Origin of the sequence: Sodalinema gerasimenkoae IPPAS B-353 (genome assembly GCF_009846485.1) — a bacterium.
Classification (GTDB): Bacteria; Cyanobacteriota; Cyanobacteriia; order Cyanobacteriales; family Geitlerinemataceae; genus Sodalinema; species Sodalinema gerasimenkoae.
The window spans coordinates 727,005-742,093 of the sequence record NZ_ML776472.1; the positions used below are offsets into that span (position 1 = coordinate 727,005).

The following is a 15,089-nucleotide window of genomic DNA, read 5'->3' on the forward strand; positions in this document are numbered from 1 at the left end:
ATGGCGACGAGCCATAAATTTAGCCCGACGCTCGCCATGAAGATTCATGAACGCACTCTGTCCTGAAAGAGTTAGGAATTGCTGCCTTGGCCCGCCAGGTCAGGAGGAGGCCTCCGCTTCCGACTCACCCGTTGAGGAGCGGTTGCGCGGTTTGTTCGACACACTAAAGGCTCGAAAGTGTTGGGCTTGCTGCTCAATGCGGGCTGCGAGGCGATCGCACACCAGATGACATAACTCAAAGGTCAATTCATCTTCAACGCAATAATAAGCTGACGTTCCCTCAGTGCGACGACTGAGGATACCTGCTTGTAGCATCACCTTTAAATGCTTAGAGACGTTGGCCTGACTGGTTTTAGTGGCTTCAACCAGTTCCTGCACACATCGCTCTTCATCACGAAGCAGGTTGAGAATTTTTAGACGCATGGGTTCGCTGAGAATACTAAAATACTCAGCGACGTGTTTGGTAACTTCCTGGGGTATAGGCTGCTGCACAGGTTTAAGGGGAGTGAACACCAACAGGGGGGAAATAAACTAAGACTCCCAAGGGGGACGCCTCATTTCGGGTAAAGTCAGGAGCGGCTTATGCCGGCAACACCCGCATTAAGGGCTGATTGTACTCAACAGGTTCGCCATTTTCCACTAAAATTTCGATGACCTCACCGGTGACTTCCGACTCCACCTCATTCATCAGTTTCATGGCCTCGATGATGCAGACCGTTTGCTGATTGGAGATGCGATCGCCCACATCCACAAACGGCGGCTCATCGGGGGCCGGGGCCCGGTAGAAGGTTCCCACCATCGGCGAGACAATTTCGACCCATTTAGCGGCCGCCGAGGGAGGCGGTGTTGGAGAGGAAGCAGGGGTCGGAACTTCAGCCGGACCTCCATCAGGGGCCGCAACTGGCTGAGGAACCGCCATGACTCCCGGTGCGGCAGAGACCACCCCAGATCCTTTGCGAATCGTTAATTCTAAATCTTCGTTTTTTAGGGTGAACTCCGAAATATCGGTTCCCTCTAAAGCCGCGATGAGTTCGCGAAGTTGGTTAAAGTCCAATTGCACTGTTTTTTATCCGTTCGTTTGAAAAGCTATGTCTGCACGAGATTGAGGCAAGGTTGCGAAAGACTGCAACCTTTCCCCGTCGAGCAAAACTATTCCCGCCCCAGATAGCTATCGTTGCGGGTATCAATTTTAATCCGTTCACCAATGGAGATAAACAGAGGAACCATCACTTGAGCGCCTGTCGAAACCGTCGCGGGTTTAGTTCCCCCCGTTGCGGTATCTCCTTTGACCCCAGGATCAGTCTCGGTCACTTCTAAGACCACGGAATTGGGGAGTTCCACCTCAACCACCTGGTCATTCCAGTAAATGACGTTTACATCCATCCCCTCGGCCAGATATTTAGCGCCATCGCCAATCTGGTCGGGAATGAGACGAACTTCCTCGTAGGTTTCCATGTCCATGAGGACAAAGGCTTCACCTTCTCGGTAGGTATGTTGCATCACCCGTTTATCGAGAATTGCCTGGGGAACGGTCTCCCCGGCGCGGAAGGTGCGCTCAACGACACTTCCTGTTTGAGCATTTTTGAGCTTGGTTCGCACAAAGGCAGACCCTTTACCCGGCTTTACGTGCAGAAATTCCACCACACGCCAGACTGCACCGTCAAGTTCAATGGTGGAGCCTGTTCTAAAATCGTTTGAGGAGAGCATGAATCTCAATCCGTGCAGAACAATCGGCAACCTATTTTACATCTGTCCGGCTCATTTCCCCCATTGGGGGGTGAAGTTTGGGGGAATCGGGCACAGAAACAACGTAGGGGCGTACCCTTGTGGTCGCCCTCTTCTCTAAAAGTCGTCGATGACGTCTACATCTTCGGGAATTTCTAACTCCATCTGTTCCTGGAGGGATTTCCAACCGGGTTGCCACTGGTTGCGGTTTTTGAGCACTTTGGCATTGAGCCAGAAGCGAACCTGGGAATCGCATGAGGCCATGAGTTCGGCGAAAACAAAGCCTCCCTCGTTTTTACGACTGACCACTTGGAAATGTCGCCAACCCCAGGTTTTCTGCATGGCCGTCCATTTTGACCCCAGCAGATGAGGTAACTTTTGTTTCTTCTTGGCCACGATCGCCCCTCCCTATTTGCGCGATAAAAACTTAGCAGCCAGTACGCCACCAATAAAGCCAAATAGATGGCCTTCCCAGGAAATTCTCGGATCTCCAGGGAAAATGCCCCAGATGAGGCTGCCATAGAAAAACATCACCAGTAACGAGAGGGCAATTGAGGGCAAGCTGCGTTCAAACAAGCCATAGAGGAGCAGGAAGCCGAGATAACCAAAGATGACACCGCTGGCACCGATGTGAATCCCCGCCGAGCCAAAAAACCAGATTCCTAGGCCGCTGACAAGCGTGGCAATGACACTGACCCAGATAAAATGACGGAGTCCCCGGATTAAGACGAGCCAGCCCAACACCAGAAATGACGCTGTATTCGAGAGAATATGGGGGAAATTGCCGTGGAGGAAGGGCATAAACACAATTCCCCGCAGACTGTTGGGATTGCGGGGGTAAACGCCGAAACTATTCAGGGAACCGGCAAAGAGGAACTGATTAATGAGGTGAACGGCCCACATCAGGGCAATGCAACTGCCCAGAATGAGAATGTGGCCTTTGAGTTCTCGGGCCAGTGCCTTACTGCTACTCTCTTGACTCATCGTGACTAAGGGGGTGATGGGTTGGGAACTTAGGGTCTATTTCCAGGGTAACAGGTTCATCCAGGGGCGATCGCCCTGACGCGGTTGGGCAGAAAACGGTACAATGCAAACAACTGCGAGTCCTGTTCACTCACATCTGTAAGAGATCAACATGGAAACCCTGGCACTCACCAAAGAGAACGTCGAAAAAGTCTTAGACGAACTGCGTCCCTACCTGATGGCTGATGGGGGCAATGTGGAGCTAATGGAAATTGAAGGCCCCATTGTGCAATTGCGCCTACAAGGAGCTTGTGGCTCCTGTCCCAGTTCCGCTATGACCCTGAAAATGGGCATCGAACGTCGCCTACGGGAATATATCCCTGAAATTGCTGAAGTTGAACAGGTGATGTAGGTTCACTCAAGCTTGCCCCAAAGTTGCCCTAACCCGAGCCGGAGCTTGTGTCTTCGGCTTTTGTTTGTCTGGACGTCTGTTTGCTGGGGCACATCCGCCGATGTAATTGTCCTGATAGGATAACCCCAGAGTTTCGCTGCACCGCCTTCAGGAGAACTATGTCACACCCTCTTTATGTTGCCTTCGTCTGGCATCAGCACCAACCTCTCTATAAGAGCCGTGCCGCTAGTACCCCGGACTGTGAACAATATCGGCTCCCCTGGGTGCGGTTGCATGGAACCAAAGACTATTTGGATTTGGTTCTGCTCCTGGAGCAATTCCCCAAACTTCACCAAACGGTAAATCTCGTCCCTTCGCTGATTTTGCAGCTTGAGGATTATATTTCTGGCAAAGCCCTCGACCCGTACCTCAAGCTATTACTGACCCCTCTGGACCAACTCACCCGTGAGGATAAGCAATTTACCCTAGAACGGTTCTTTGATGCCAATCACCATACCCTCGTCGATCCTCATCCTCGCTATCGAGAACTCTATGGTCAGCGACAGGAACGGGGTATGGCCTGGTGTTTAGAGAATTGGCAACCCCGAGATTTCGGCGATTTGCTGGCATGGCACAATTTAGCTTGGATTGACCCCCTCTTTTGGGATGATCCTGAGATTGCTGCCTGGTTAAAGCAAGGACAGAACTTTACTCTCGCCGATCGCCAGCGTATTTTTTCCAAACAAAAACAGATTCTCAGCCGCATTGTCCCCCAACATCGCCAGATGCAGGAATCGGGGCAGTTGGAGGTGATGACCACGCCTTACACTCACCCCATTTTGCCCCTCTTGGCTGATACCAATGCCGGCCGGGTGGCGGTTCCTGAGATGGAACTTCCCCGGCAGCGCTTCCAATGGTCCGAGGATATCCCCCGCCACCTTCATAAGGCCTGGAGATTCTACTGCGATCGCTTTGGCCGGGAACCCCGTGGCCTCTGGCCCTCGGAACAGTCGGTGAGTCCGGCAATTTTGCCCCATATTGCTCGGCAAGGCTTTCAATGGATTTGTTCCGATGAAGCGGTCTTGGGTTGGACGAAACAACATTTCTTCCACCGGGATGGAACCGGGAATGTCTTTGAACCGGAACTTCTCTATCGTCCCTATCGCCTGAAAACCGACGCAGGGGATGTGGCGATTGTGTTCCGAGATCACCGTCTCTCGGATTTGATTGGCTTTACCTACAGTTCCATGAATCCCCGTGAGGCCGCTGGGGACTTGGTGGGACATTTGGAGGCCATTTCGCGATCGCTCACTCATAATCAAGAGGGCACCAGTTTAGAGAAACCCTGGCTTGTCACCATTGCCCTCGATGGTGAAAACTGCTGGGAATACTATCAACAGGATGGAAAACCCTTCCTGGAAGCTCTCTATCGAACCCTAAGTAAACAGACGGACATCAAACTGGTGACCGTCTCGGAATTTCTCGATCGCTTCCCCCCCACGGAAACCCTCCCCAGTGACAAACTCCATAGCGGGTCCTGGGTGGATGGGAGTTTCACCACCTGGATTGGTGACCCCGTTAAGAATACGGCCTGGGATCTCCTTAGCGACGCTCGTCAGGTGTTAGCCAATCACCCTGAGGCGACGGAAGAGGCCAATCCTGAAGCCTGGGAGGCACTCTATGCGGCGGAAGGCTCGGATTGGTTCTGGTGGTTCGGCGAAGGTCATTCTTCGGATCAAGATGCCATATTCGATCGCCTCTTCCGGCAACATCTCGGGGCCTTGTACAGTGCGTTAGGGGAACCCATCCCGGAGCGAGTGAAACAGCCCTTAGAAGTTCATGAACGCAAGGGCGATATGCGTCCCCAAAGCTTCATTCATCCGGTGATTGATGGGGTGGGAGATGAGCAAGATTGGGATCATGCCGGACGCATTGATGTGGGTGGCTCCCGAGGCACGATGCACCGGGCGACGCCAGTGCAACGGTTATGGTACGGCTTGGATCACCTGAATTTCTATCTCAGATTGGATTTCACAACGGGATTGGAACCAGGGCAAGCTTGTCCCCCGGAACTGCATTTGTTCTGGTACTATCCCCACCAAACGATGCACACTAGCCCCGTTCCCTTACGAGATCTCCCCAATCGGCCCCCGCTCACCTACCGCTTTGCTACCCATCTGACGGTCAATCTCCTCAGTGAAACCTTCCGAATGCAGCAGGCGGGGGCGGATGATCGCTGGACTCCTCGCAATAGTCGGGTCAAGGTGGCGATTAATGAATGTTTGGAGTTGGCGGTTCCTTGGGCGGATTTGCCGACGGAACCGGACTGGAATTTACATTTAATTCCGGTTTTGGCCGAGCAGGGCAGCTTCCGGGAGTTAGTCGTGGGTGAGGGATTTATTCCCATGACGATGCCCTAGGGGCGGCCTTGCTGCGGGGGGTTGCCCAGAAGCTGTTGCAGAATGGGCAGAACTTGACGGCTGCGGTTGGGGTCTAGGGAGACTGGCTCGGACGGAGCCTGAAGGTCCTCGGGGATGTTGGCTGGGGTGGCGACCGTTTGCCCCAGTTTGAGGCTGATTTGACGGCGTTCTGCGGGGCTGAAGCGGGCAAAGCTGCGGTGGAGGAGAGGGAGCAGGGTGAGGAACTCCTCTTCGGGGAGCGATCGCACCCAGTCATCGAGCAGGCCGAGGAGGCGATCGTCGTGGATGAGTAATACGCCACTGCCCTGGAGGAAGCCTTCGAGCCAATGGGCGGCTCGCTCTAGGGACTGGCCAGGGTTGAGAACCCAAGCCAACTGTTGACGGACTTGTTCGGGGCTGAGGGCTTGCTGATCGAACAGGAGGCGACAACTGAGGCCACTGATTAGGCCGGCTGTCTCGGGGGCGGTGAGCAGGGTTTTGAGACTGTTGAGCCAACGGGACTGCTGGGACTGATTGGGGAGTAGGGCGATCGCCCCCTGGGCGGTGAGCAGGGCCTGGGCGAGATGCTTGGCGGCGCTGGGGTTGAGATGCCGCGAGGCGGGGGGGAAGTCGAGACAACAGCGCAAGACGAGGCGATCCCAGATGGGTTGTAGGACGGTTCCCTCGGTCTGGTGGAGGTTGCCATAGCGGATAATGCCTACGAGGGGCGGTAGGGTGTTAGCAATTTGAGTCAGATCCTGGGTCTGGCCGGCTACCCATTCGAGGCGATCGCGGATGTTATGAATGGCTTGGGGCAGGTTGGCGCGGAAGAGGCGATCCAGAAGTGCGGCCAGGGGGGGCAACTGCTCAAGTTTGCGGCTCTCGGCCTGACTATAGGCACTGGCGGCTGTCTCCAGACTACTGCCCCAAATACAGCGTTGAATCAAATGATGGTCTAGAGCTGGTTCCCATTGCAGATGCCAGCGTTCCCGGAATGTACCTAATCCCGGTTGTCCTTGTAACCGGGCCCAGGGAATCCCGAGTAGCTGTAGCCGGTGAAAGAGTTGGGAGCGTTGGTTATCCCGAGGCTGGCGTAGGTCTAAATCCAGGAGTCTCTCATCGGTCTCGATGGGCAGGTGTAGGTGTTGGGCCTGCTGCTGTAAGTCTTGCTGTAGGGGCGTGGTGGGGACATCCTCGGGAACCCAGCCGAGGCGATCGCTAATGAGCAGGCGATCGGCTAAGGTCGTGAGGGGGATGGGGCCGTCTCCGAGCATGACCGCTTGGGCCGCCTCTTGCAGTTCAGGAAATCCCGGCTGAGGGCGATCGCGCAGGGCCGCTAGGCTATTGGCTAAGCGCACGGCTTCAATCACAGCCCCAGTCGAGGCAGGCTGTCCGGCGTCACGCAGAGCCTGGGCGATTTGGGTCAGCCACCCCCGAGTTCGCGCCTCTGGAGACTGATGGCGCGACTCCCAGAGGTAATGATACCAACCGGGAGCGGTCATCCCGGCGCCATATCCCTGATGGATTGCCAGTTGCCGATAACTCCAGGGAATCCAGGTGGCTTGAATCTTGGGTAACGATGGGGGAAGTTGTTGTTGTAACTGTGCCAGTTGGGCCTGATCCTGGGCTTCTGGGGGCATCTGGCTCAATGCCGGCCCATGCCAAGCCCCACAGATGACCGCGAGACGGTCTTGAGGATACTCTCGTTGTAGCCGTCGCAGCCTTTGTCGCATAGCCGCTTCTCGCCGGCGATCGCTCTGAGATATCCCCACAACTTCCCGTAGGGCACTCATGGCTTCTAGAATGGCGCTAAACACATCCTCAGAGGGGGGGCGCTGTTCGATGAGTTGCTCCCACCAGCGATCGCCATTCCCCTCCCCAGCGGCCCGAGCTAATTCCTGAAGCGGGTCACTGGGAAAAGCCGCAATCGGGAAGGTTCCCTCTTCTACGGCGAATTGATAGGTTTGAGGCAAGTCCAGCCAATGAATGGGACGGTTACCCTGCAACCCATATTGCAAGGCTTGCCATTCTGGACTAAAGATGGTGAAGGGATAATAAACTGAGGTTTGCGGCTGCTCACCACTGTATAAAAGGAGGGCAACCGGAGGTTGCAAACCCATTGCGAGATGGGTTACCGATTCAGCTTCAGGGGGCCCTTCAATCAAGAGCTGTTGAGGTTGCCAATCGAACAGGGCCGCCCGCAAATTCTGAGCCGATCCTGGACCATGATGGCGAATGCCAAAAATGCGAGTGGACATCAACGATCTTCACAGGAAGTCATAAACGAGACTAAATCAATTCAAAAACTTCATAAACCAAGAAAATTATATCGTTTTGTTAACTCATTTGGGATAATTATTTCTAATGATTCTTTAGTTTGTTATCCTAGACCTATCCACTAGCCTCTACCATCTTACATCTAATTCAACGTCTATCGTTTCCGCCTTCAGCCTTGCGAACCCCTACCCCCCGAAAATGGTAATGTTAACGGACAAGAGCAACATTTCTGAAAAAAGTCGTGGCTTGCGCTGGAAAGCAGCGGCGATCGCCATTGTTTTAGGAACAATTCCGGTGATTGTTGTCGGGGCTATTGCCTATCGCACCACCAGTCAGTCTTGGCGACAGCAAGTTTTTAGAGAAAAACAAAACTATGGGGCACAAGTAGCGGAAAAACTCAATCGGTTTATGACTGAACGCCACGGAGATTTTTTCTCTATTTCTCGCTTGCCGATTTTTACTAATCCTGAGATTTCTGCCGCTACAAGTGCTCAGGACAAACAAGACTTTTTAAATACCATCATTGAAGCCTACCAAATCTACGATAGTATCGCTTTATTTGACACCCAAGGTCGCTTAATGATCCGCTCCAGTGGTAGCAACACCACCACTCAGCTCGACTCAGAAAGTCTGGGCGAAATTCTCAACAGCAACCGTCCCTTAATTAGCGCCCCTCGTTTGTCCCAAGTGACTGAGGAGCTATCCATCTACATCTCAGCCCCAATCCTACATCATGAAACCGGTCAAACCATGGCCATTGTCCAGGCCCGGTTCCCAGTTGAGGTATTTCAAGAGCTAATTGTCGGCAATGAGAGTGACAATGAATATGTCTTAGATGCCCAAGGTCGGATTTTCCTGAGCAGTCAAGCCCAGACCACGAACCCAACTCGCTTTCAAACGATTCCCCTAATTCAAGAAGCTCGACAAACCAGGCAACAGCAAGTAGGACTGATTCGCGAGCTAAATCAAGAGCAACATCTCATCGCCGCTGCCCCCATTCTGGGCACGGAACAAATGTTTAATCTGAACTGGCTGATTGTGGTAGAAACCAGTACAGAAAATGCCTTTGCAACCTCCAACAGTTTATTGCGGACGATTGGTCTAGGAACCATCGGAACCGCCATTGTGGTGACTATTCTCGCCATTGGGGTCAGCCTCTTGATTACAGAACCCCTGATTCAACGCATTAGCGATGTGGTCAGAACCGTGGTCAGTGCCTCCTCAGAAATGGCGGCGACGGTCGAACAACAAGAACGGAGTTTGTCCCAGCAGGCGGCCTCCATTAGCGAGTCCACCGCCATGATGGAACAACTGAGCCGCTCCGCTCAACGCTCAGCGGAACAGGCCCAAACGGCCCAGGACCAAGCACAACATGTCCTGCAACTAGCCAAAGATGGAGAAGTTGTGGTTGACCGTACCCTAGAACGCACCAATCAACTGCAAAACCGGGTCGGGAGTTTAGCCGAACAGATGGATAATCTCAACGACCAGATTCGTCGCATTGGCACCATCTCCTCCTTAGTCAGCGATTTAGCCAATCAAACCAATATGTTAGCCCTGAATGCTTCCGTCGAGGCGGTTCGTGCTGGGGATGCGGGACGTGGCTTTGCAGTGGTGGCCTCAGAAATTCGTAAGCTGGCGGACCAAAGCCGTCACTCGGCGGAGAAAATCGATAACCTGGTGGAGATGGTTCAGTCCGCCATTACCAGCACCAGTAGTTTGGCGAAAGATAGTACGACGGCGGTGGGTGACACAACAGGGTTTGCCCATGAAACCGCTGAGAAGTTTATGGGGGTTAAAGATGCGATTCAGAAAATTGCCCTCGGGTCTCAGCAAATTGCCGCCAATGCGCAACAACAGGCCCGAGCCATTGAGCAATTGACGGAAGCCATGACCGCTCTCGACCATGGGGCCAATGAAACCGCTAGCAGCATCAGCCAGACTCGGGCCGGTAGTCGACATCTCAATGACGCCGCTGTGTCCCTACAGAAAATGGTTTAGCGGTCTTGACAGAGTAAGTTAAGCTGGAAAGACTTCTCCTGCTCTAATTTACTCCTAGGACGATGCTTTTAGTTCTTGCGACCAGTCCTGGCTTTCAATTGAGTGATGCCTTCTTTGCCTTCGTTCTGGCTGCGATTTTGCTGTTGTTCGGGCGCTTAATTCGGCAAAATTTGCGGATTCTGCGTCAACTCTATATCCCCAGTTCCATTATGGCGGGTTTTTTGGCGCTGCTCCTGGGGCCACAGGTATTAGGACAGTTGATGGGAGCGGACTCGCCGTTAGCAGAGGGGGTCTTTAGTGCCAATATCCGCCAGGTTTGGCAGCAATCGCCGGGGGTATTTATTAATGTGGTCTTTGCGACGCTGTTTTTAGGGGAGATTTTACCGGCCCCTCGGGATATCTGGCGTAAGGCTTCGCCTCAGGTGGCCTTTGGTCAAACCTTAGCCTGGGGCCAGTATGTGGTGGGCCTGTTACTCGGACTGCTGGTGTTAACGCCGGTGTTTGGCTTGTCGCCGATTGCGGGAACCTTGATTGAGATTGGCTTTGAGGGAGGCCATGGAACGGCAGCGGGGATGGCGGAAACTCTGACGGAGTTGGGATTCCCGGAAGGGGGCGATTTAGCCCTGGGGTTGGCGACCATTGGCATTGTCTCGGGGATTGTCTCGGGGATTCTCTTGGCGAACTGGGGACGACGTAAGGGATTGATTCGCTCGGCTCGTCTGGAACCGGATACGGGGTCAGAAGTCTATGGGGTGACCCCGGAACATCCTGATATGGTGGCGGCTCGGGAGCGGTTAACCTCGGATTTGTTGGTGGACCCGATTTCGATAAATTTGGGCTTTGTGGGGTTAGCGGTGGCGGTGGGTTGGCTGATTTTAGAGGCGTTGAAAGTCCTTGAACGGGTAACTTGGGGGGGAGAGAATGGCTTGACGGTGTTGGGCTATATTCCTCTGTTCCCGATGGCGTTGGTGGGGGGGATTGTGGTGCAGTTGCTGTTGCGGCGGTTGCGGTTGGAGGCCTTGGTGATGCGATCGCTCATGGAGCGGATTGGCGGGGTGGCTCTGGATATTACGATTATTACGGCCCTGGCTTCGATTTCTCTGACGGCGTTGGGGGAGAACTTGGTTCCGTTTGCGCTGTTGGCCCTATTGGGGATTACCTGGAATGTGCTGGCATTTATGTATTTGGCCCCGAGGATGTTGCCGGACTTTTGGTTTGAACGGGGAATTGGGGATGTGGGCCAGTCCATGGGAGTGACGGCGACGGGGATTTTGCTGTTGCGGATGGTGGACCCCCAGAATCGTTCGGGGGGGTTTGAGAGTTTTGCCTATAAGCAACTGTTTTTTGAGCCGATTGTGGGTGGGGGCTTGTTTACGGCGGCGGCTCCGGTGTTGGTGGTGCAGTTGGGGGCCGTGGGCACGTTGCTGCTAACGGGGGCGTTATTACTGTTTTGGTTGGCCTTTGGATTACTGGTGACGGGACGGCGTCGTCGGCGATCGCTCCCAGAAGCATAAGCTGGAGTCTCAGGGACTTGCCTCAGTTCTGGCCTTTGGCAACTCCAACAGTACATTAGCAGTGCTTTGTTAGTATCTTGTACTGCAATAACGGTCGCTCTATTCCTTTGGTTATGGGTGTTTTCACAGTTTTTTAAAAAAAATAAAATATTTATGCCAAATAGGGTGTTTGTCTTCGGAAAAACGTGTTTTAATCGAGACAGACGGGTTCTCAGGTTAAATAATGTATTGGACCACCTTACTCTTCGCAACAGTCTACGCCGCACTGGTCTTTATGGTGCTGTTCTCCGTACAAAAGCGGGTCTTCCACAGTGCCAATGTAAAGTTTGCGGCCAAAGCCTCGGCCAGACTTCGCTAGCAATGCCCACTCTTCGGGACGCCGTTGCCCGGCTGTCTCACGCAAACCGGTCAGATGATGGTTCGCCATCGAGTCTGACCGGTTTATTATTGGGGGAGGTGGAGTATGGGGAGCATGAGGGGGTGTCATGATTTTAGGATGATACGATCAATACAGTTCAAGAGACTCGTTGAATGGAAAGTATCAAAGTAAAAGCTCATGTCGGCCAGGATGGGGTGTTGTCTTTGCAGTTACCGGTGAAAAACCAGGATGTTGAGGCCATGGTGATTTATCAGCTTGTGCAGAAGAGAAGCCATCAAGGCTCTAAGCAACGGTTCCAGGCGATGCTGGCGCAGCACCAAGGCCAGACCTTCAGCGATAGTACAGAACTGTTCCGTGAGGATCGCCGGCGTGGCTAAGTTCGTCATTGATGCCAATGTGGCGATTAAGTGGGTCTTGCCAGAGATCTACTCAGATCAGGCGTTGTCGCTTTTGGATAATGATCACGATGAGTTGCTGGTGCCGGATTTTTTCTTTTCAGAAATCACCAACATTCTCTGGAAGCGCACCCAACGGGGAGAGTTGACGCTAGAAGCGGCGGATGAAAAGTTGTCGGAAATCAAGCAGGTTGATTTTGCTGTGTTTGACTCCCTCGATCTGGTAAGTCAGGCGTTAGAAACGGCGGTGCAGGTAAAGCAGGCAGTCTATGACTGTGTTTATCTGACGTTGGCAATCGAGCATTTCTGTCAGATGGTGACGGCAGATGAGCGGTTTATTAATGCGTTGAGGCAGGGGTCAAGTATTGATTTTGTTGTGTGGTTGGGTGCAGTTGGCGGGTAGTACTAAAGAGGTAATGATGCGTTGTAGTGATGAATAAAGTTCCACAGGAGTCCAATGTGATTGCGGAGACTCTTGGAGAAGGCTAAGCTGCGTCGGACAAAGCGTGAAACTCTTTGCCTGAGGGTATTGTTGAACAAGACTCTTGGAGAAGGCTAAGCTGCGTCGGACAAAGCGTGAAACTCTTTGCCTGAGGGTATTGTTGAACCGCTCAATGTAATTGGTCTTGCCACTCGACTGACTGACGACCCGGTGTCGTTTGCTCGGCAGCACCTGCCAGTAAGCCTCCCAGGCGTCAGTGTAGATCACAGCACATTGCCGATAGACGTTGGGTAAGGAATCCTCGAGTTTTTGCGCACTTTCGGCAGCGCGAGAACTGACATAAGCACCGATAATCTCACGGGTCTCAGCATCGAGGGCTAACCAGACCCATTGTTTGTTGCCCTTGTGGTCGACAATCGCAATCAGGGCAATGAAGTATGGGGGTTATTCCGTCGCTTCATGATCATCTTATACAAATTATACAAATTCATCATTACTTCCAAAGTTTTACCCAAACCATTTTACACATCATCGCTTATCAGACCAGTGCCCGACCGTTAAACCTCCGCAGATTGTCGCTACCCGATAGACCTATCAAGCTCTCAACAGAGGTAGGGGCAAAATAGTCGAAATGAGCGGAAAAATTAGTGAAAAACTGCCCCGCTTAACCCCTCAACTTCTGAGTAGCATTCAGATCTGGACTATTCCCCAACCCAGAAAGTGCGATCGGTGTAGCTCGCTTAAGCTATGCCTTCCGACAGATGAATTCCCCTGGCAAACACGACACAATTAATTATGTAAGACGGAAAAGATATTTAATTTTTCTAAATAACTTTTTAAGTAGCAGGAAAAAAACATGGCTATGACATCTAAAAAACGAGCTGTTGGTACATTCCCCGCTCGGACACAAGCGGAACGAGCATTGCGGGAACTCAAAGATAGTGGCTTTCCAATGGACTGCGTGTCTGTAATTGCCAAAGATGAAAATCATCCAGTCTCGGATGATCTACATGGTGAAGACCAAGGCAACAAAGCCGATGAAGGTGCAGCCGTAGGTGCAGCAACGGGCGGGGCAGTCGGAACAGTGACGGGTTTACTCGTCGGTTTGGGCTTACTTGCCATTCCTGGCATTGGTCCTATCATGTTAGCCGGTGCAACCGCAACCGCGTTGGCGACTACTGCCGGTGGTGCTGCGATCGGTGCAGCAACTGGGGGCCTAATCGGTGCTTTAGTTGGCCTGGGTATTCCTGAAGAACGGGCTAAAGTCTATAAAGAGCGCGTGGCCCAGGGGGATTACTTAGTGATTGTCGATGGGACTGAAGCTGATATCGCTCGTGCCGATACGATTCTAAATCGGGGTGGCATCGAAGAATGGGGCGTGTATGACGCTCAGCAGACCCGAGAAGATGAGCATCATCGAAACGACAACATTGGTTATCAAAACGATGATATTCGTCGTCAAGAAGACAACATGGGTCATCGAAACGACAACATTGGTTATCAGAACGATGACATTCGTCGTCAAGGAACAGTCGCAGAAAATCGTCCCCCTGTGGTTGAACGCGAACGGAATATGGTTCGCACCGATCACGATGCCGTCTATGAAGATAATGTCGTTAAGGTTGTTGACCGTACCAAGGATGGGGATATCCATCGGTAATCTTAGCCTTTTCTAAGATTAGGATTAGGCTGGAACCCTTTGCCTTAAATAGACTAGGTTTGCAGGGTTCCAGCAGTTTCTCTCTTATTTTTTTACAGAGAATCTTAAACAGATCATTTCAATCGGGGTGATCGGATCAAGCAAGAAAATTCACAGACCCAAACGTTTTTGAACTGCTCAAGTCTGATCGCACATCTAAAGCCAAAAAAATCTAGGACATTAACCATGAAAAAGATTACTCCCTTTTTACTCGGAATCACCGTTTTATTCGGTGCTGCTGCTTGTCAGGATTTGGAACGAACCGATTCTGATGCTCCCAGCAGTCTAGATGAAACGACCGATAACCCAGCTCAAGTCGAAGATGCCCGCGACAATTCTACAAGCGATATTCGTCGTGATCAACTCGATAGTGATATTCGGGCCAGGGAACAACGTACTGATGTGGTGGGAGACCCCGAAGACCGTTCGGATGGCGACCTCGCCAGTGAAGTGAGGAGCAAGTTAGAAGCCAATATTCCTCAGAGTAAGTTGGCTGTCACCTCTGAAGATGGTGTGGTTACTGTGGTCGGAACGGTCCCTAACCAAGAACGATATGATTCAATTGAGACTTTGGCCCGTGAAATTCGCGGTGTTCAAGATGTGACAATTGACGTACAAATCGTTGAACCGGCTGAGAATCCAGATTCTGACGCTGAATAACCAAAAAACCGTAATCTAGCAAAAACCCACATCCTTATTTAACTTAGGGGTGTGGGTTTTTACCAAGTTGGAGGAATATGTGTTTATAGCAAAAGTTGGTCTGAATAGGACAAAAACAGGGGATAAGAAGGCAAGAGGCAAGAGGCAAGAGGCAAGAAGTAGGAGATTCTCTTCCAACTCAGAGTATCCTTCAGAGTGTCCTAAGGCAATCGAAGATTGCTATATTTCCTCGGAGGTACAGCGA

General features: G+C 52.2%; 15 protein-coding genes and 2 pseudogenes. 8 read left to right on the forward strand and 9 right to left on the reverse strand.

The features are described from left to right. Positions 1-99 precede the first annotated feature (99 nt). The 5 genes from L855_RS03200 to L855_RS03220 all read right to left on the reverse strand — a co-directional run bounded on the left by L855_RS03200 (position 100) and on the right by L855_RS03220 (position 2,709). Complete coding sequence (locus L855_RS03200) at positions 100-492, reverse strand: ArsR/SmtB family transcription factor (RefSeq protein ID WP_219729854.1); 393 nt, start codon at positions 490-492, stop codon at positions 100-102. Between the two features lie 88 nt (positions 493-580). Then, on the reverse strand, positions 581-1,060 hold the full coding sequence (gene accB, locus L855_RS03205; protein WP_159784072.1) for an acetyl-CoA carboxylase biotin carboxyl carrier protein: 480 nt from the start codon (positions 1,058-1,060) through the stop codon (positions 581-583). Between the two features lie 89 nt (positions 1,061-1,149). Next, positions 1,150-1,707 (reverse strand): elongation factor P, encoded by a 558-nt coding sequence (efp, locus tag L855_RS03210; RefSeq protein WP_159784075.1) that lies wholly within the window; start codon positions 1,705-1,707, stop codon positions 1,150-1,152. Between the two features lie 135 nt (positions 1,708-1,842). Further along, positions 1,843-2,121: a TIGR02450 family Trp-rich protein gene (locus tag L855_RS03215; RefSeq protein WP_159784077.1), complete on the reverse strand. Its 279-nt coding sequence runs from the start codon at positions 2,119-2,121 to the stop codon at positions 1,843-1,845. Between the two features lie 12 nt (positions 2,122-2,133). Next, entirely contained in the window at positions 2,134-2,709 is a 576-nt protein-coding gene (locus L855_RS03220; protein ID WP_159784080.1) for a rhomboid family intramembrane serine protease, read from the reverse strand. Positions 2,710-2,860: 151 nt separating this feature from the next. Here L855_RS03220 and L855_RS03225 point away from each other — a divergent pair, with 151 nt between their 5' ends. Together L855_RS03225 and L855_RS03230 are read left to right on the forward strand one after the other, a co-directional pair. Next, entirely contained in the window at positions 2,861-3,100 is a 240-nt protein-coding gene (locus tag L855_RS03225; RefSeq protein ID WP_087705882.1) for a NifU family protein, read from the forward strand. 158 nt (positions 3,101-3,258) lie between these two features. Further along, entirely contained in the window at positions 3,259-5,499 is a 2,241-nt protein-coding gene (locus L855_RS03230) for a glycoside hydrolase family 57 protein (RefSeq protein ID WP_159784083.1), read from the forward strand. Here L855_RS03230 and L855_RS03235 read toward each other — a convergent pair. Next, positions 5,496-7,736, reverse strand: a complete 2,241-nt coding sequence (locus tag L855_RS03235) for a DUF5682 family protein (protein WP_159784086.1) — start codon at positions 7,734-7,736, stop codon at positions 5,496-5,498. The genes L855_RS03230 and L855_RS03235 overlap by 4 nt on opposite strands. A 217-nt stretch (positions 7,737-7,953) precedes the next feature. Between L855_RS03235 and L855_RS03240 the strand changes: the two genes are divergently transcribed. Continuing rightward, positions 7,954-9,756 carry a methyl-accepting chemotaxis protein gene (locus L855_RS03240; protein WP_219729855.1) on the forward strand — a complete coding sequence of 601 codons (1,803 nt, stop codon included), beginning with the start codon at positions 7,954-7,956 and terminating at the stop codon, positions 9,754-9,756. A 62-nt stretch (positions 9,757-9,818) separates the two neighbouring features. Continuing rightward, entirely contained in the window at positions 9,819-11,270 is a 1,452-nt protein-coding gene (locus L855_RS03245; protein WP_159784092.1) for a sodium/glutamate symporter, read from the forward strand. 238 nt (positions 11,271-11,508) lie between these two features. Here L855_RS03245 and L855_RS03250 read toward each other — a convergent pair whose 3' ends face one another. Further along, positions 11,509-11,757, reverse strand: coding sequence for a hypothetical protein (locus tag L855_RS03250; protein ID WP_159784095.1), 249 nt, complete (start codon positions 11,755-11,757; stop codon positions 11,509-11,511). A 44-nt stretch (positions 11,758-11,801) separates the two neighbouring features. Here L855_RS03250 and L855_RS03255 point away from each other — a divergent pair, with 44 nt between their 5' ends. Beyond that, positions 11,802-12,026, forward strand: coding sequence for a hypothetical protein (locus tag L855_RS03255; RefSeq protein WP_159784098.1), 225 nt, complete (start codon positions 11,802-11,804; stop codon positions 12,024-12,026). Then, a complete protein-coding gene (locus tag L855_RS03260; protein ID WP_159784101.1) occupies positions 12,019-12,447 on the forward strand; it encodes a type II toxin-antitoxin system VapC family toxin in 429 nt (142 codons plus the stop codon). Before L855_RS03255 ends, L855_RS03260 begins: the two co-directional genes overlap by 8 nt. A 2-nt stretch (positions 12,448-12,449) precedes the next feature. Here the strand turns inward: L855_RS03260 and L855_RS22680 are convergent. Beyond that, a pseudogene (locus L855_RS22680) lies at positions 12,450-12,578 on the reverse strand (IS1 family transposase); the annotation flags it as partial. 64 nt (positions 12,579-12,642) lie between these two features. Beyond that, positions 12,643-12,918: pseudogene (locus L855_RS22685) on the reverse strand (IS1 family transposase); the annotation flags it as partial. A gap of 424 nt (positions 12,919-13,342) precedes the next feature. Here L855_RS22685 and L855_RS03275 point away from each other — a divergent pair. Both L855_RS03275 and L855_RS03280 read left to right on the forward strand, forming a co-directional pair. After that, positions 13,343-14,146 (forward strand): general stress protein, encoded by an 804-nt coding sequence (locus L855_RS03275; protein WP_159784104.1) that lies wholly within the window; start codon positions 13,343-13,345, stop codon positions 14,144-14,146. A 225-nt stretch (positions 14,147-14,371) separates the two neighbouring features. Continuing rightward, the gene (locus L855_RS03280; protein WP_159784107.1) at positions 14,372-14,845 is read left to right on the forward strand and encodes a BON domain-containing protein; all 474 of its coding nucleotides are present in this window, start codon (positions 14,372-14,374) and stop codon (positions 14,843-14,845) included. Positions 14,846-15,089: the final 244 nt, after the last annotated feature.